Annotated in this window: 13 protein-coding genes, 2 tRNA genes, 1 pseudogene and 2 riboswitches; of the genes and pseudogenes, 8 read left to right on the forward strand and 8 right to left on the reverse strand. The window is 43.3% G+C overall.

What is annotated here, in order from left to right; all coding sequences use genetic code 11:
• Positions 1–163: 163 nt before the first annotated feature.
• Positions 164–1,435: pseudogene (locus AC13DA_RS07080) on the forward strand (His-Xaa-Ser system-associated MauG-like protein); the annotation flags it as partial.
• A 349-nt stretch (positions 1,436–1,784) separates the two neighbouring features.
• On the opposite strand, the gene AC13DA_RS07085 reads toward AC13DA_RS07080, so the two are convergent.
• The 5 genes from AC13DA_RS07085 to AC13DA_RS07105 form a co-directional block, all read right to left on the reverse strand.
• A tRNA-Cys gene (locus tag AC13DA_RS07085) sits at positions 1,785–1,858 on the reverse strand.
• Between the two features lie 68 nt (positions 1,859–1,926).
• A tRNA-Gly gene (locus tag AC13DA_RS07090) sits at positions 1,927–2,002 on the reverse strand.
• A 38-nt stretch (positions 2,003–2,040) separates the two neighbouring features.
• Positions 2,041–2,598, reverse strand: a complete 558-nt coding sequence (pgsA, locus tag AC13DA_RS07095; protein ID WP_284450780.1) for a CDP-diacylglycerol--glycerol-3-phosphate 3-phosphatidyltransferase — start codon at positions 2,596–2,598, stop codon at positions 2,041–2,043.
• 49 nt (positions 2,599–2,647) lie between these two features.
• Positions 2,648–4,489 carry an excinuclease ABC subunit UvrC gene (uvrC, locus tag AC13DA_RS07100; protein ID WP_273181193.1) on the reverse strand — a complete coding sequence of 614 codons (1,842 nt, stop codon included), beginning with the start codon at positions 4,487–4,489 and terminating at the stop codon, positions 2,648–2,650.
• An 8-nt stretch (positions 4,490–4,497) separates the two neighbouring features.
• Positions 4,498–4,704 (reverse strand): hypothetical protein, encoded by a 207-nt coding sequence (locus tag AC13DA_RS07105; RefSeq protein ID WP_007146357.1) that lies wholly within the window; start codon positions 4,702–4,704, stop codon positions 4,498–4,500.
• A gap of 144 nt (positions 4,705–4,848) precedes the next feature.
• Here AC13DA_RS07105 and mfd point away from each other — a divergent pair, with 144 nt between their 5' ends.
• The 7 genes from mfd (at position 4,849) to AC13DA_RS07140 (ending at position 14,349) form a co-directional block, all read left to right on the forward strand.
• Positions 4,849–8,316, forward strand: coding sequence for a transcription-repair coupling factor (gene mfd, locus AC13DA_RS07110; RefSeq protein WP_284450779.1), 3,468 nt, complete (start codon positions 4,849–4,851; stop codon positions 8,314–8,316).
• Complete coding sequence (locus tag AC13DA_RS07115; protein ID WP_284450778.1) at positions 8,313–9,080, forward strand: methyltransferase domain-containing protein; 768 nt, start codon at positions 8,313–8,315, stop codon at positions 9,078–9,080. The genes mfd and AC13DA_RS07115 overlap by 4 nt, the downstream gene beginning before the upstream one ends.
• 100 nt (positions 9,081–9,180) lie before the next feature.
• A complete protein-coding gene (locus AC13DA_RS07120) occupies positions 9,181–10,005 on the forward strand; it encodes an ATP-dependent zinc protease family protein (RefSeq protein WP_284450777.1) in 825 nt (274 codons plus the stop codon).
• A gap of 12 nt (positions 10,006–10,017) precedes the next feature.
• Positions 10,018–11,529, forward strand: coding sequence for an inactive transglutaminase family protein (locus AC13DA_RS07125; RefSeq protein WP_273181199.1), 1,512 nt, complete (start codon positions 10,018–10,020; stop codon positions 11,527–11,529).
• Positions 11,526–12,518: an alpha-L-glutamate ligase-like protein gene (locus AC13DA_RS07130; RefSeq protein WP_284450776.1), complete on the forward strand. Its 993-nt coding sequence runs from the start codon at positions 11,526–11,528 to the stop codon at positions 12,516–12,518. The genes AC13DA_RS07125 and AC13DA_RS07130 overlap by 4 nt, the downstream gene beginning before the upstream one ends.
• Positions 12,519–12,571: 53 nt before the next feature.
• Positions 12,572–13,291: an SIMPL domain-containing protein gene (locus AC13DA_RS07135; protein ID WP_273181202.1), complete on the forward strand. Its 720-nt coding sequence runs from the start codon at positions 12,572–12,574 to the stop codon at positions 13,289–13,291.
• Positions 13,291–14,349: a PA0069 family radical SAM protein gene (locus AC13DA_RS07140; protein ID WP_284450775.1), complete on the forward strand. Its 1,059-nt coding sequence runs from the start codon at positions 13,291–13,293 to the stop codon at positions 14,347–14,349. The genes AC13DA_RS07135 and AC13DA_RS07140 overlap by 1 nt, the downstream gene beginning before the upstream one ends.
• 92 nt (positions 14,350–14,441) lie before the next feature.
• Here AC13DA_RS07140 and AC13DA_RS07145 read toward each other — a convergent pair whose 3' ends face one another.
• The 3 genes from AC13DA_RS07145 to AC13DA_RS07155 all read right to left on the reverse strand — a co-directional run bounded on the left by AC13DA_RS07145 (position 14,442) and on the right by AC13DA_RS07155 (position 17,282).
• Positions 14,442–14,939 (reverse strand): hypothetical protein, encoded by a 498-nt coding sequence (locus AC13DA_RS07145; protein WP_284450774.1) that lies wholly within the window; start codon positions 14,937–14,939, stop codon positions 14,442–14,444.
• A 26-nt stretch (positions 14,940–14,965) separates the two neighbouring features.
• Positions 14,966–15,048: riboswitch (cyclic di-GMP riboswitch) on the reverse strand.
• A 397-nt stretch (positions 15,049–15,445) separates the two neighbouring features.
• On the reverse strand, positions 15,446–15,949 hold the full coding sequence (locus AC13DA_RS07150) for a hypothetical protein (RefSeq protein ID WP_284450773.1): 504 nt from the start codon (positions 15,947–15,949) through the stop codon (positions 15,446–15,448).
• A gap of 27 nt (positions 15,950–15,976) precedes the next feature.
• A riboswitch (cyclic di-GMP riboswitch) is annotated at positions 15,977–16,059 on the reverse strand.
• Positions 16,060–16,274: 215 nt separating this feature from the next.
• The gene (locus AC13DA_RS07155) at positions 16,275–17,282 is read right to left on the reverse strand and encodes a Gfo/Idh/MocA family protein (protein ID WP_284450772.1); all 1,008 of its coding nucleotides are present in this window, start codon (positions 17,280–17,282) and stop codon (positions 16,275–16,277) included.
• Positions 17,283–17,327 lie beyond the last annotated feature (45 nt).

Here is a 17,327-nt window from a genome sequence, read left to right on the forward strand (position 1 = left end):
CTGTAGTTCTGGTCGACAACTAGACTGGCTGCTTCCAGCTTGAACTCAGGGGTAAAACTTCTTCTTTGTTTTGTCATTGAACACCTCTTTGGAGGTCATATTACCTCCTAAAATGGTGTCCGGGATCAGTTAACCACTACAGGATGACCTTTTCTTACATAAGGCCACTGAGGCACTTGAAATAACTCCAATAACCTCAACAAAGAAACAACTTAAATTTGGTTCAATTGAAGAACTTGGGAGAGCTCTTTTTTTTGACAGCAGGCTGAGTGGAACAAGAGAAGTTTCATGTGCCACATGCCACAGCCGTGACTTAGGTTCAACTGATGGTAATAGCCTCGCTATTGGGATAGGTGGGAATGGGATTGGAAAAGACAGGCAAAACTCAAACCCAGTAAAGGCACTTTTGGTACCAAGGAACACACTTGCACTTGATGATAGATCACAAAAAGAATTTACCAGATTGTTCTGGGATGGAAGAGTTCAGGTTAACCAATACGGAGTTATAGAAAGTCCTCTCGGAGAAAAATTACCAGAGGGCTTTGAAGACCAGCTTGCAGTTGCCGCAGTTCTGCCTATCTCTGAGCAGGATGAAATGTTGGGCAGAGCTGAAGTTACTTCTCACCACCAATATTATCACGGTGGGTTGATTACTACAGAAGCCGATCATAACTATATCGAAAGGACGCTTAATGTCTTTGATAATATCATTCCCAGACTTGTTGGGTCTGAGAATCAAAATAGACAAGCATATCAAGAACAATACCTAGACTTATTTACTGCTGCCTACCCCAACGTATCAGCTAATGATTTCAACATAACACATGTTGGAAACGCTTTAGCTAAATATATAAAATTTGCCTTTGCTTTATCCCCTTCACATTGGGATAAGTACCTTTCGGGTAGATACGACTATATCAGCTCCGAAACAAAGCAAGGAGCAATGATATTTTTAGGTAAAGGTCGCTGTTACGCTTGTCACTCTGGAAAATACTTCACTGACATGGAGTTCCATAGCTTGGCTATTCCACAAGGGAAAGTTGGAAGAAATGGTAATTACTTAGATTATGGTAGAGCAGCAGCTACATCTAAAGCTTCAGATTTGTATCTATTTAGAACACCTCCGCTGAGAAACGTAAGTAAATCATCACCATATGGACATAATGGGGCTTTTAAAGATCTTGACTCAATAATCAAGCATCATTTCAATCCTATACCTTCTCTTTTCAAAGCCCAAGTCGATGAACCGGAGCAGTCTAGTTATGTGAGTTCAATCTTGGTATCACGCTCAGAATTGCTGGGTTCTATAGCACCACTCACAAATAATGAAATCCGAAAATTAGTTCTATTCTTGAAATCACTTGACTCTGAATATTCAGTACCAGATAACATAGCAAAACCTAAAGTACTACCTGGCGACATCAAACTAGATTAGTGTGACTTTATGAGATTTTTGAGATATTGAGGGTTAGAGTAAAAATAGCTTATTTTTCGATTCTGAGGGTAGGTTTTAGTACGGTCACTTTTATCCCTATCAACATTTCAATCTATTGTCTGAACTTATCATTGCCTAAAGCTAATGCAAAACCTGTATTGGCAGCTCTTCTCACTCTGTCAGTTATACTATAGGCAGTAAAGCTTGAAGGCGTATACCTCAACAAACGAAAGCGTCTCTCAGAGATTATATGCAGGTAATCATTTAGTGATGGTTAAACAGAAACAACAGGCATAAAAAAAAGCGCTTAAAAGCGCCTGATGCTGATTTATTTATGCGGGGTTGAAAATGGAGGCTGGGGTCGGAATCGAACCGGCGTACACGGAGTTGCAGTCCGCTGCATGACCACTCTGCCACCCAGCCATTTTTCATTAAGTCTAAGACTAAAAAGCCGCGATAGTGACTTGACTGACCGCGGCTTTTTATATTCTTGGAGCGGGAAACGAGATTCGAACTCGCGACCCCAACCTTGGCAAGGTTGTGCTCTACCAGCTGAGCTATTCCCGCTGAGGAAGTCGTGCATTATAGGCACTTCATTTTTTATGTCAACCCTTATTTCGCATCATTGGCCAGGCAGCTAAAAGATAGTAGTACATTGACTGTATCGTTAACCAGGCTGCCGCGTACAAGAGAGCTACACCAATTTCAAAAACTGGTAATCCAAATAAGGGCTTATAGTAAATCAAGCAGGCAATCGCAAGCATTTGGAAGGTGGTTTTCCATTTTCCCATCTGAGATACTTTAACGGCATTTCTCTGCCCTAATTCGGCCATCCATTCGCGTAATGCGGAAACAATTAATTCACGTGCGATGATTAAAGTGACGGGTATCAGGATGTACCAATCCGGACTTTTAAACAGCACCATGATAAGTGCCATCACGACGATGAGCTTATCGGCTACCGGATCAAGAAATGCACCGAATGCTGAGGTTTGCTCCCACTTCCTGGCTAAATAGCCATCAAGCCAATCGGTAAATGCGGCAATGACAAATATCAACGCTGCCCAGACTGATGCTGATGGCATGGGTAAAAAATAAAACAGGATCAAAACGGGAACTAAGAGAATCCGTAAACAGCTTAAAATATTTGGCAAATTCAACATCTTGTGTCACTTAAAATTAAAATCATGGTTATGGTATCACTATGCAGACCTAATGATCGCCATGAAAAACATCGTAGATTTTTTGGGCCAGCGATTTACTGATACCGTCTACCTTGGCTAAATCTTCCACACCGGCACGTTGTACTTCCTGCAGGCCACCAAATTGTTGTAACAGTTTTTGTCTGCGTTTAGGCCCTAAGCCTTCAATGTGCTCAAGTGTTGAGGTCTTACGCGCTTTAGCACGCCGCTGACGATGTCCGGTAATGGCGAAACGATGGGCCTCATCCCTGACTTGCTGGAGTAGATGTAAGGCAGGTGAATCGGCTGACAGAGTGACTTCCCCTTCTCTACCGACAAGAAATAATGTTTCTTCACCAGGTCGGCGCTCAGGTCCTTTTGCGATACCTAATATAGGTAGGTCAGATAAATTGAGTTCTTCCAGCACTTCCTGTGCTTCTTTAATCTGGCCTTTACCACCGTCAATTAATAAGAGGTCTGGTCTTTTGCCTTCGCCTTTCTGCAAACGCGTGAAACGACGGGTCAAGGCCTGATTCATGGCCGCGTAATCATCACCGCCCGTAATGCCTTCAATATTAAATTTGCGATAGTCAGCTTTGATAGCGCCTTCAAGCCCAAATACGACGCATGATGCGACCGTGCGTTCACCACGGGTATGACTGATATCAAAACATTCGATACGTTTGGGTAACTCATCAAGGCTTAGTGCATCTTGCAGCATTTCGAAACGCTGCAATAAATTGGAGCGGCTACTTAAGCGCTGTGTGAGGCTGATCTCAGCATTGGTTGAGGCCATTTGCATCCAGCGAACACCCTGACCACGTTGCGGCTTTCTTAAACTGACTTTATGTCCGGACTCAGTTTGCAGTACGTCCTGTAGCAGGCTTTGGTCTTCTGGTTCATGGCTGAGCAAAATTTCTGTAGGAATATTTTTGCCAAGATAATATTGCGGCACAAAGGCAGACAATAATTCCTCGGGGCTACTATCCCCCGACCCTTTAGGGAAATAACTTTTACTGCCGAGGTTGCGACCGCCGCGTATAAAACACACTTCGACCACGGCCATGCCATCTCTGACAATGGCGGCCAGCACATCAAACTCACCCTGATCTGAACTAACATATTGACGCTCTTGCACCCGACGTAAGGCAATGACTTTGTCCCGAATAACCGCGGCTTGTTCAAAATCGAGCCGTTGTGATGCAGCATCCATTTCAGCACTTAGATCATCCATCACCTGTTTGTTTTTGCCTTCCAGAAACATGATCGTGTGTTCGACATCTTTCTTATATTCTTCTTCACTTATCAGACCAACACAGGGCGCGGTACAGCGTTTTATCTGATATTGCAGGCAAGGACGGGAGCGATTTTGATAATAACTGTCTTCACACTGTCTCACCGGAAACAGTTTTTGCAGCAAGTTAAGACTATCGCGTACTGCCCCGGCACTGGGGTATGGCCCAAAATAACGACCAGCTTTGCGCTTTGCGCCACGGTGGTAACTTAACCGTGGAAATTTATCGCCTGAAATTAATAAATAAGGATAGCTCTTATCATCACGAAGCAAGATGTTGTAACGTGGCATCAGCTCCTTGATAAGATTATTTTCAAGGATTAAGGCTTCGTTTTCAGTGTGGGTAACGGTGGTTTCGATGGACGCTATTTGAGCGACCATGACACGGGTTTTGGAGGTTAAACCTGTTTTGCGAAAGTAACTGGAAACCCGTTTTTTAAGATTTTTGGCTTTACCGACATAAATCACCGTCCCGGTATCATCAATCATGCGATAGACGCCGGGACGGCTGGTCAGATTTTTCAGGAATGAGGCTGAATCAAATTCGCTCGTTTTTGTTTGCTTAACTGCTTCAGCCATGTTTCATTTCAAGTTTGGTCGTTTTGTCTGGGTGCGTACTGACGTTGATAACATTTATGCGCTTGATAAAAGCTATTTGCTGACAGGCCCAGCAAAATAAAACCACCAATCAAGGCTGGCACATCAGTATAAAAAAAGTAAAACATCGCCAAGGCTGCCAACAACTCGGCACTTCCTATTGTTTTTAACAACACGACATTTTCAATTCGCTTCATTATTATTCTCCCGCACCTTTGCTAGTTTATTCAAGCATATAATCACTTATAAATTATAAGGGATAATGTGCCTTATTCAGGTCTTTGTGACAAGACTTCTTCGTTTTATGTGAAAATAGACGTTTTTGTAACGAATCCAGTCTAGTGAATCATACTCAGCCTAATCTGCTCAATCCCAAGTTACCGTCATCCAATAAAGAAGTCCTGTTTGCTGGCCAACTTTATGGCAGCGCACAAGGCCTGTTATTAGCAAAAGCGGCGCAGCAGCACGACGGCCCGCTATTGGTCATCACCGATGATATGAATAGTGCACATCGGCTGGAATTAGAAGCTAAATTTTTCCTTGGTGAAGATAAGCGGCCAGTTTTACATTTCCCCGATTGGGAAACGCTGCCTTACGATACCTTTTCTCCTCACCAGGATATCGTTTCAGAACGCTTAGAAACACTGCATCAATTACCTGACTTCAAGCAAGGTTTGTTGATGGTGCCCATCGCGACATTAATGCAGCGTATCGCGCCTCGCGCCTTCCTCGAAGGCAACACGCTGATTCTCAAGACGGGTGATCAGTTTGATATTGAAAGCTGGCGTTTAAAGCTGGAAAAAGCCGGCTATCGTAATGTTTCACAGGTGATGGAACATGGTGAGTTTACTGTTCGTGGGGCGATTATTGATTTGTACCCAATGGGTAGCAAACTCCCCTATCGTATTGATCTGTTTGATGATGAAATCGATACTTTAAGAACATTTGATCCAGAAACTCAGCGTTCAATAGATACCATTGATAGCATTCAGCTATTGCCTGCCCGTGAATTTCCGATGACCGAAGACGGCATTCAGTTATTCCGGCAACAATTCCGTCGCCATTTTGAGGGTGACCCACAGCGAAGCTTTATTTACCGTGAAGTGAGTGACGGTAATGTTCCTGGCGGTATTGAGTTTTATCTGCCCTTATTCTTTGAAGAAACCAATAGTCTGCTCGACTATTTGCCGGATAACACTTTGATTGTCAGTGTGGCTGATCCACATGTTGGTGCTGAACGCTACTGGCAGGAAATCAGTGACCGCTATCGTAATCATCGTGTGAATCCAGAACGGCCTTTGCTCGAACCTCAGCATGTTTTCATTCCTGTTGAAGAGTTATTTAGTCGTTTCAAATCCTATCAACGTCTGCAACTGCAGAGCTTTGAACATCAGGATAAAGCCGGTCATATCAACTATGGCTCTGGCATGCCACCACAATTAACGATGAATGTGCGTAAGGACAAACCCTGCGAAGCCTTACAGCAATTTATCGATCAGTTCAAAGGACGAATCTTATTTGCAGCCGAGAGTGCCGGACGCCGGGAAACATTACTGGATATGCTGCGTCAGCACGATATCAAATGTCAGCCGGTCAGTAACTGGGATGCCTTTATTCAAAGTAATGACGCTTTAACGATTACGGTTGCGCCACTTGAACAAGGTTTATTGCTGGGTAATGAAAATCTGGCCGTTATTGCTGAAACGCAGTTGTTCGGCCAACAGGTCATGCAACGCCGTCGTCGCAGTCGTAAAAAGCGTGATACCGATGCCATTATCCGTAATCTTGCTGAACTCTCCGTCGGTGATGCTGTTGTCCATGAAGATCATGGTGTCGGACGTTATCTTGGTTTACAAACGCTGGATATCGGCGATGTCACTGCGGAATATGTCACGCTGGAATATGCCAAGGGCGATAAGCTCTATGTGCCTGTCGCGTCTCTCGATTTAATCAGTCGCTACTCTGGCGCGGCGCCTGAATTGGCTCCATTACATAAGCTGGGCACAGGGCAATGGGAAAAAGCCCGTAAACGTGCAGCTGAAAAAGCACGCGATGTGGCGGCAGAATTATTAGATATCTATGCTCGTCGGGCAGCCAATAAAAAACAACCGATGGGCATGCCTGATGAAGACTATGCGGCTTTCGCCGCGGCCTTCCCTTTTGAACCGACACCCGATCAGCAAGATGCGATTGACGCTGTTATTAAAGACATGTTGTCTGAACAGCCGATGGACAGACTGGTCTGTGGTGATGTGGGTTTTGGTAAAACCGAAGTGGCTATGCGTGCGGCATTTATGGCGGTGCATTCTGGTAAACAAGTGATGGTGTTGGTGCCGACCACCTTACTCGCTCAACAACATTATGAGAATTTCAAAGATCGCTTTGCTGACTGGCCAGTAAAAGTCGAAGTGTTATCGCGTTTCCAATCTAAAAAAGCCCTGGATAAAGTCAAAACAGGGATTAGTGAAGGCAACGCCGACATCATTATCGGCACACACAAATTATTGCAGCAAGATATTGATCCTAAACGTCTTGGCCTGTTTATTCTGGATGAAGAACATCGGTTTGGTGTCACTCAGAAAGAACAGATAAAAAAATACCGGGCACATATTGATGTACTAACGCTGACGGCGACGCCTATTCCACGCACATTGAATATGTCGATTTCCGGTATTCGTGATTTGTCGATTATCGCCACCGCACCAGCACGTCGATTAGCCATTAAAACCTTTGTTTTACAATGGGATGCTGAGAAAGTCCGTGAAGGTATGCTGCGTGAAATCAAACGTGGCGGCCAGGTTTATTTCTTACATAATAAAGTAGAAGATATTGATCGGGTTGCCAGGGAAATAGAAGCGATTCTGCCAGAAGCCAAGGTCGCTGTGGCGCATGGACAAATGCGTGAGCGGGAATTGGAACAAGTCATGCTCGACTTCTATCACCAGCGTTTTAATGTGTTGGTTTGTACCACCATTATTGAAACCGGTATTGATGTTCCGACCGCCAATACTATCTTTATCGATCGTGCGGATAAATTGGGGCTTGCTCAGTTGTATCAAATCCGTGGTCGCGTGGGTCGTTCTCATCATCGGGCCTATGCTTACCTCATCACGCCACCGCAAAAAGCCATGACCAAAGACGCGGTGAAACGTCTGGAAGCCATTGAGTCTATCGAAGACTTAGGCGCAGGCTTTACCTTAGCCACACACGATATGGAAATTCGTGGCGCGGGCGAGTTATTAGGTGATGAGCAAAGTGGCCAGATGCAGGAGATTGGTTTTAATCTGTATAACGAATTACTGGAACGCGCCGTCAGAGCATTGAAATCAGGTAAAGAACCAAGTCTGAATCAATCAGACCGTCACTTTGTCGAAATTGATTTGCACGTCCCCGCCCTGATTCCATCAGACTACTTACCTGATGTGCATACACGTTTGGTTTTGTATAAACGTATCTCTGCGGCGGCTGACAACGAAGCCTTACATGAATTACAAGTGGAAATGATCGACCGGTTTGGTTTATTACCCGATCAGGTCAAAACCTTGTTTGCTATTCACGAACTTCGCTTTAAGGCCAAACAAATCGGTATTCGTAAAATCGATGTCTACGATCAAGGTGGTCGTTTGTTATTTGAAGAATCACCCAATGTTGATCCGATGACCATTATCAATCTCATTCAAAAACAACCGAAGAAGTTCAAATTGGATGGTCAGGACAAATTACGCTTTGTCGAAGACATGCCTGAAGCAGAGGATCGTATCGTGGCACTTGATAACTTGTTAGATGCCTTACTGAACAAAAGCGTATGACCATCAAACACGATCGTAATTTTGATGATTTATTCGACAGGTTCGATAGCAAAATCTACGACACGGTCAAAGGTGAGTGGCGACTACGATTGTTAAAAGAAGATCTGGCACAGTTTGTCAGCGCATCCCCGCTTGATGTGTGGGATGCAGGCTGTGGCCAGGGACAAATCAGCCTCTGGCTGGCAGAACAAGGTCATCAGCTGACGCTGTGTGATCTGTCTGAAAAAATGCTTAATACCGCTAAAGTCAATTTTGAACAGGCCAATATTACGGCCAACTTTTATCAACAATTAGCACAGTCACTCGCCACAGAGCTTCCTCAATTTGATTTGGTGATCTGTCATGCTGTTCTCGAGTGGTTAAGTGAACCGATATCGTCTTTGCAGATGATTATAGATAAGGTTAAGCCCAACGGCTATTTGTCATTACTGTTCTACAACAGAAATGCTATGGTTTACAGCAATGTACTAAAGGGCGGCTGGCGCCTGCCACCTATTCTTAATGATAGTTATATTGGCAAAGGCAATAAGTTAACACCGCCGAATCCACAATTCCCGCATGAGATTATTGATGTTATTCATCATGCTGGATTTACTGTGGAGACGCACACGGGCGTGCGCATTTTCAACGACTATATGAGCCAACAAGCTAGAGACAATAGTGACCAGGCTGTGTTATTCGAACTTGAGCATAAGTATTGTCGTATGCCGGTCTATCGGGATATGGGACGTTACATCCATTTGCTGTTAAAACGCCAAATATAATCTTAAGATTTATTAATAGTCTGCTTATCAAAGCCACTGTGTCTGCTACAATAGCCGCTATTTTTTAGTGAATCTAATCAATTATCCTTACAAGGTTATTATGTCTAGACTATTCGTTCTGATTGCAACTTCAACTGTTTTTTTAAGCGCTTGTATTCAACAAGGTCCACAAACGCCACCCGTTTCTGCTACTGAGTTAGCCGACTCTCTACAACAAACTGAATCTCGCCTGACTCAACAAATCCAGCAACAATGTGACGTGCTGAGTAAACAAGAAAAATCTCAGGCAGATGAGCTACAAAAAATCAGCAAAACACAACGTCAGTTTGAAGGCCGCATGGATGTCATTGAAGGTAAGATTGACACGGTTATCGTCAAACAACACAAAGGTGATGCTGCTCCCCCGCTGTGTCCTAAGCCTGCAGCAGCTGTCAGTACTAACAATATTGGTAATAAGCTGGTTGTCGGTAAAACAGAATGGTTATGGATCGAAGCCGTTAACCGCGTTTATGAAGCCCGTGTTGATACCGGTGCCACCACATCTTCTATCAGCGCTATAGATATCACCCCCTTTGAAAAAGATGGTAAAAACTGGGTGCGTTTCCGCTTAGCACCAGATGATGGTGATGACAGCTTTATCGTAGAAGCCCCTCTGGTTCGTTACGTGAAAATTCGCCAGGCTTCAGCCGATACATTGGACAAAAGACCAGTTGCTTCGCTGACTGTGCGTCTGGGCAAAATGACGGAAGTAGCAGAGTTCACATTAAATGATCGTACCCAAATGACTTACCCGATTCTTTTAGGTCGTGAATTCTTAAGAGATGTAGCTGTAGTTGATGTAGCGAAAGACAATGTTCAGCCAAAACCTGAGATTGTTCAAAACCAACCTCAAGCGCCATCTGTCAGCAAAACGAAGAAAAAATAAGGAATCCAGGCCGTGACATCTCGTAAAGCATTTTATCTGTTAGTGGGCTTGCTGATTGTCTCAGGCCTGGGATTAACCTTACATAGACACTACACTTTTGACATCCCCTGGCTTCCAGGGGAGCAGCGCCAAACCTGGTCGATTGAGGCCAAAGTCGAGTTTGATGCGCAAGATAAAGAAGTGCTGGCATCACTTGCCATCCCCGGCACACAACCGGGTTTCACCCAGCTGAGTCAGCAAACCGCCAGTCCTGGTTATGGTCTTGCTTATACGAAACGAGATAATGGTGGCCACCGTGCTGAATGGTCAATCCGTCATGCGAATGGTGAACAAGCCTTATATTACAAGGTTGATATGCTGCTGGATCCTTATGCTGTGCCACCTGAACCCAGTCAGCCACCCGCCTTAAAAGTCAGCATTGAAAAAGAACCTTATGCAACGTCTGCCAACCAGCTGCTTGATCGTGCACAGGAACGCTCTTCCACCCCTTACACGCTGGCCAGAGAGTTAATTCAGGAATTCAAAAACCAATCACAAAACGCCGAACTACTGGCGCAATTGAAAACACAAACTCAATGGATAGTTCAGTTATTACAACAAGCTGGTGTTCCGGCGCGCCAAGTTCACGCTCTGTTCCTTGAAGATGGTCGTAGAAGACAGGAATTAGTCACCTATATTCAAGTATTTGATGGTAACGACTATCAATTATTTAATCCTGAAACGGGTGAACAAGGCCGGCCAGATAATTTATTACTGTGGGAATACCATTCAGGTCCGGTTCTTGAACTGATTGGTGGTACTAACTCACATGTGACTTTCTCCATGATTCAACAAGAGCTGCCTTTTGGTGTGGCTCTAAACCAAAAATTTGCTGATGAGACCTTAATAAACTTCTCGCTTTATACCTTACCACTCGAAGAACAAGCCTTGTTTAAAGGTATTTTGTTGATACCGGTCGGTGTGCTCGTCGTTGTATTGATGCGTATTTTGGTCGGTCTGAAAACATCTGGTACCTTTATGCCAGTATTGATTGCCCTGGCCTTTATTCAGACCAGCCTCGTGACCGGCCTTGTTGGTTTCTTACTGATTGTTGGTACTGGTTTATTAATTCGCTCATACCTGTCCTATCTCAACCTACTCCTTGTTGCCCGAATATCCGCGGTCATCATTATGGTTATAGGCATCATCGCGATATTCTCTATTCTTGCCTACAAGCTTGGTTTAACTGAGGGTATGAAAATTACCTTCTTCCCGATGATTATTCTGGCATGGACCATTGAACGAATGTCGGTTTTATGGGAAGAAGAAGGTCCACATCAAGTAGTGATTCAAGGTGGTGGTTCGCTGTTAGTGGCTGTGCTGGCTTACCTAGCCATGAATAACGAATTAATTCGTCATTTAACGTTCAACTTCCTAGGCATCCAGCTTATTTTGATGGGATTAGTATTAATGGCAGGTAATTACACCGGCTATCGCTTGCTGGAATTGAAGCGCTTTAAACCCTTAACTGAGGATCACCTATGAGTCTGAATGTGCTGAATTGGCTGAAAGACGTCAAATCTCGGTACGTTCACCCAAACAAGCTTGCCAAGATTGGTGTGCTTGGAATGAACGAACGGAATATTGCTTACATTAGCCGCTATAATCCAAGACGACTCTATCCTCTGGTTGATGATAAGTTACAGACAAAAGAAATTGTGCTGGAAGCTGGCGTTAATGCGCCCGATCTTATTGGTACCATTACTGAACAACACCAGGTAGATGATCTGCTCGAGATTATCAAAAATACAGCGGGTTTTTGCATCAAACCCGCTCATGGTTCTGGTGGCAAAGGGATTTTAGTTGTCACAGGTTCTGATGATTTTGGTTATCACAAAGCGAATGGACAAATTTTAAAACTGGCCGATCTACAGCGTCATGTCTCTAACATTCTGGCCGGCTTATTTTCATTGGGCGGTCGAACTGATGTTGCCATTGTTGAAGCATTAATCCAATTTGATGATTGTTTCAATGGTTATACGTTTGAAGGTGTGCCTGATACACGCGTTATCGTTTTCAAGGGATTTCCTGTGATGGCGATGATGCGCTTATCAACCGCTGACTCTAACGGTAAAGCCAATCTTCACCAAGGTGCTGTTGGGGTGGGACTGGATATTGGCAATGGTAGTGCGGTACGCGCTGTACAGTTTGATCGCCCGGTTATGTTACATCCTGATACAGGAAGAAACCTGCTCGATCTTCAAGTACCGCATTGGGATCAGTTACTGCATTTGTCTGCTTCCTGTTATGAAATGTCAGGCTTAGGCTATTTAGGTACAGATATTGTCCTGGATAGGACAAAAGGCCCCATGCTGCTTGAGCTCAATGCCCGTCCAGGACTGAGTATTCAAGTCGCAAATGGTTCAGGTTTATTACCCAGGCTGAAAAAAGTTGAAGCATTGACCAATACAAAGAAAATGACTATTGAACAGCGAATCGCATTTTCAAAAGAGCATTTTTCTCGTCGATCATAAGCAACTTTTGATTTACACTGCTGGTAAACATTTCCTTTTTTGAGGGGCTTCTTATGTCATCGGTAAATAAAACCAGCAGTCTGATTCTTGGAATTGCTTTAGTTCTTGGTTTGAGCAGTTTAGGCTGGTTTCTCTCAAATGCCGCCATCAAATACAAAGAATATGAGCGAACCGTGACAGTGAAAGGCCTGGCTGAAAGAGAGTTCACTGCAGATGTGGTGATATGGCCTATCCAATTCACGCTCGCAAGTAATAATTTGCAAGCCTTATACAATGATGTTGATGCCAATACCAATACCATCATCTCCTTCCTGACTAAACTTGGAATCAAACGTGCTGATGTCACTATCAGTGCACCTGCCATTACAGATAAATCTGCCCAGCAATATGGGGGTAATGAGCGTGCTGAATTTCGTTATACGGCGGTTCAAACCGTCACGGTTTATTCGGATGCCATTGATACCGTCCGACAAGTGATGGGGCAACTTTCTGAACTGGGTAAGCAAGGTATCGTTTTAACAGGCAATAACTACGCTGCCCAACCTGAATATCTGTTTACTCGTCTTAATGAAGTCAAACCGCAAATGATTGAAGAAGCAACCAGAAAAGCACGTGAAGTTGCTGAAAAATTTGCGCAGGATTCAGATAGTACACTCGGCAAGATCCGTAAAGCTAGCCAAGGCCAGTTCAGCATTAGTGCACGCGATAATAATAATCCACAGATCAAAAACGTTCGTGTTGTGTCAACGATAGAGTATTACTTGTCTGACTAATGTCAGAAAACGCAAAAATACAAAAAGGCCGGGGAACGCTTAATAATATCGATGGCCGTTTCAATAAGTTTCAACGCACTGAAATTGATGATGGCTGGTTTCATGATGGACCAGCCAACAACTTAACAGAAGTGAGTGTAGAATCCCCTCGTAGTATTATTAGTAGAAACCAATCACCTGACCTTCCCTTTCAGCAATCAATTAATCCATATCGTGGCTGCGAGCATGGCTGTATTTACTGCTACGCCCGTCCTTCACATGCTTATCTGGGACTCTCACCAGGGATCGATTTTGAAACAAAGTTAACCATCAAACCCAATGCCGCAAAATTACTGCGAGATGAGTTGATGGCAAAAAACTATCGCTGTTCAACATTATCATTAGGCGCCAACACCGATCCCTATCAACCCATCGAACGCCACTACAACCTTACTCGGGAACTACTTCAGGTGATGATTGAGTTCAGTCATCCAGTTAATATTGTGACTAAATCTTCATTGATAGAACGTGATGTTGATTTACTCAAACAGCTCGCTGAGAAGCAATTGGTAAATGTTCATCTATCCATTACAACACTGGATAAAACACTTGCCAGGAAACTCGAACCTCGCGCCAGCAGTCCACAACGTCGACTGCAAACAGTTGAGACATTGAAGGCAAATGGAATTCCTGTATCTGTGCTTATTGCCCCAGTCATTCCTGTTCTGACTGATACAGAACTAGAAAATATTATTGATGCTTCGGCACAAGCAGGGGCTGAAAATATAGACTATATTTTCGTTAGATTACCAAGAGAGGTCAGCCCCCTCTTTAATGATTGGCTACATACTCATTATCCTGACAAGGCAGAGCATGTCATAAATCGTATTAAAGACTCCAGAAATGGCAAAACAAATGATCCAAGGTTTGGTTACAGGCTTGAAGGTCAGGGGCTATATGCAGAAATGATCAAAAAACGATTCGAAGTTGCGGTCAAGAAATACCCATTAAACAAGTCTCCAGCGGTTCTGAGAACCGACTTATTTCATAAACCAACAAAGCAAATGAGCTTGTTTTAAAAAGAAAATATTTAGTAGCCATAAAAAAGGGGAACCGAAGTTCCCCTTTCAATCTAACTAACAATTGTTAACTTGATTTTTTACTTCAAGTTTTATGCAGCTACTGCTGTTTTTCTACGCAGACCCAAGAAACCTAATAGGGCTGGTGCGAATAAAAACAATGCAGCAGGTACTGGTACAGCTGACACAGAAACATCATATTTAAATACATTTCTAGTTGCATCAATGATGTCAACCCATGCTGTGTACCCTTGGTAAATCATTGCTGTAAAACTAAAGTCACCGGTAATGTTAAACAACTGAATACCATCAACACCGTTGTTAAATCTTAATGTGGCCCCTGCTAATGAACTAGTAGGATTAAACGACCACTCAACTTTAACAGCTGTATCAGCGTCTGTACTAACATCAAACTGTGAGAACCATGTACCAGGTCCTTCACTTACTGTGCCACCACCTAAAACTACACTACCGTTTGATACATCGACATCCTGGTCAAAAGAAGAACCAGCAGTAGACATAGACAACGTAGCGGCATTAACACTGACCGAAAACAAAAGAGCTACAACAAATAGCATCGCTTTTTTCATAATAAATTCCTATTTAATATATGAAGCAATGCAACCCAGCCATCTCCAATCAAACCAGAGACCCGTGGCTTTCCGACCCCGCCTCACGACGAGTTTGGCTTTAAAAAATCACATTATTAAGACTTTTAATGATGTGTTCGTCTGAACCATTTCAGACGAGTCGATAGTACAAATCACAGTAGGAGACTACCAGCTCTATTAGTTAAATCTGGGACGTAACTCACAGCATTTGTCTGATCGCGTGAACATTATCACAATAAAACTGTGAACTGGTTGTGAATTTTAAGTCTGTCCAATTTAGTTGATATTTTTTACCGCTAAAGCCAGCGAACGAAAACATAGTAGTAACTGTGAATTCCAGATGAAAGTTCTACAAACTCATTCGTCTTGATTCAAATCGCTTACACAATAAAAAAGCCGTAGTATCAACCACGGCTTTTTGCTGACATTCGACATCTAAATTAGATATCGAAATGTCTTCCATCAGATGGTTCAGACCTTCCACACTAAAGTGCGCTTTTTCTACGAAGGCCAATAAAGCCTAATAAGGCCGGTGCTAGAAGAAAAAATGCAGCAGGAACAGGCACTTCAGAAACGGACTGAAGTGAGACATCATATTTGAATACATTTCTATTGCCGTTGAGTAGGTCAATAGAGGCAACTGTTCCAGCATAGAGTAAACCTGTGAACCTGAAATCGCCTGAAATATCAAATATTTGGACAGGGTCAACACCATTATCAAACGAGAGAGTAGCTTGAGTGAGTGCCGCTACTGGGTTAAATGACCACTCAATAACGGTAGATGTATCATCCGTTGTAGTAACGTCGTAGGTAGAACTCCATGGTTCGTCACCACTAGTAACTGTACCACTACCCAATACCGTGGTTCCCGTATCTACAGACGTTGTCTGAGTGGCATTAGTTGAGCCTGTAGGCTGAATAGTTAGTGTAGCTGCGTTAATTGATGTTGTAGCAAATAAAGCTATTGTGAATAGCATCGCTTGTTTCATATCTGGTACTCCTTGATTGTTACAAAGCAATGCAGCTCAGCCATCTTTGTAAAGATTAAAGATCTGTAACTTTCCGTCCTTGCCTCACGACAAGTTTGGCTATAACAACCCATCACGAATGTGTTGAGTCGAGATAACTGTTGAATTGATTGTACGAAAGTACATAGACAACAAGTTATATATAACAACAAACATTGTTGTTAATTTACCCTACCATTAATTAGGCCTTAATTAAAAGTGCATGTACAAATGTTCGTTTATGTTTGAAAATTTTTACTATTCAACTAAATGGTGCTGTGAGGGATTTGCAATTTACTTCATAGACTCAATCAATGTAGATTTTTTTTGACTGTCGAACGGAGGCAATGGCAGCACAAATTGCGGCACAATTATATCTGGCATCAGCTAATGACAGTTTGGGGGCTTTCCCTTCTAAGATGCAACCAGAGAAGTGTTCTATTTCCAGGTTAAAATGATTAGCCTTTGGTATTAATACGGTTTGTTCTTCTTCATCATTCCACCAGCTAATCGTGGCTTCTTCAGTTTCAGGTTGCCAAACGGTGTGACATTTAATGCCACCCTTGGTACCAATAATTTCATATTCACTTCGTCTGGCATGTTCAAAGCTCATTTCAAAGTGAGCAAACTTACCATCATCAAAATCAAACACCCCGCTTAAGCTAACATCAGCACCACTGTCATTAAGCTTAGCCATTGCCATGGCAGCGACAGGCTCATTATCAAACCACAATCTTGCCGTATGAATGGCATAAGGACCAATATCCCACATAGCACCGCCACCATCATTGATATCACGATCAATACGATACATTCGCGCTGGTTTCATCGGGAATGCAAACGCCGTTTTTACCGTACGCACGTCACCGACCTTGCCGTCATTAATTAACTGTCTTACATACTCATGCTGAGGATGGAAGATATACATAAAGCCTTCCATGACTGTTACATTATTTGCTTTTGCAGCGGCTTCAATGGCGTCAATATCGGCTACTGTCAGCGCCATCGGTTTTTCGATCAACACATGTTTACCATGATTGATGGCTTTGAGTGCCCACTCGGCATGTTCTTCATTCGACATCGGTAGATAGATGGCATCAATATTTGGATGAGAAAGTAATGCTTCCGGATCATCCAGCGTTTCTACCGACGTTTGTTGTGGTGCCAGTTTTTGCAACACTTCTGCCGCCGCCCCAGGACGACGACTGGCAATAGCTACCAGCTCCGCATTAGCTGCTTCAACAATAGCGGGCAGTAGTTTTTCGTTAACACGAGCAGCACCTAAAATTCCCCAGCGTAATTGTTTTTCAGCCATGTGTTTATATCCCTTTAATTCAATTTAGTGATCACCATGATATCG

This window comes from Methylophaga sp. F-2, from assembly GCF_056859315.1.

Excerpts from the sequence above, each read along its gene's own strand:
- pgsA (WP_284450780.1), bottom strand. The coding sequence starts at position 2,598 with ATGTTGAATTTGCCAAATATTTTAAGCTGTTTACGGATTCTCTTAGTT.
- uvrC (WP_273181193.1), bottom strand. The coding sequence starts at position 4,489 with ATGGCTGAAGCAGTTAAGCAAACAAAAACGAGCGAATTTGATTCAGCC.
- AC13DA_RS07105 (WP_007146357.1), bottom strand. The coding sequence starts at position 4,704 with ATGAAGCGAATTGAAAATGTCGTGTTGTTAAAAACAATAGGAAGTGCC.
- AC13DA_RS07115 (WP_284450778.1), top strand. The coding sequence starts at position 8,313 with ATGACCATCAAACACGATCGTAATTTTGATGATTTATTCGACAGGTTC.
- AC13DA_RS07120 (WP_284450777.1), top strand. The coding sequence starts at position 9,181 with ATGTCTAGACTATTCGTTCTGATTGCAACTTCAACTGTTTTTTTAAGC.
- AC13DA_RS07130 (WP_284450776.1), top strand. The coding sequence starts at position 11,526 with ATGAGTCTGAATGTGCTGAATTGGCTGAAAGACGTCAAATCTCGGTAC.
- AC13DA_RS07135 (WP_273181202.1), top strand. The coding sequence starts at position 12,572 with ATGTCATCGGTAAATAAAACCAGCAGTCTGATTCTTGGAATTGCTTTA.
- AC13DA_RS07140 (WP_284450775.1), top strand. The coding sequence starts at position 13,291 with ATGTCAGAAAACGCAAAAATACAAAAAGGCCGGGGAACGCTTAATAAT.
- AC13DA_RS07145 (WP_284450774.1), bottom strand. The coding sequence starts at position 14,939 with ATGAAAAAAGCGATGCTATTTGTTGTAGCTCTTTTGTTTTCGGTCAGT.
- AC13DA_RS07150 (WP_284450773.1), bottom strand. The coding sequence starts at position 15,949 with ATGAAACAAGCGATGCTATTCACAATAGCTTTATTTGCTACAACATCA.
- AC13DA_RS07155 (WP_284450772.1), bottom strand. The coding sequence starts at position 17,282 with ATGGCTGAAAAACAATTACGCTGGGGAATTTTAGGTGCTGCTCGTGTT.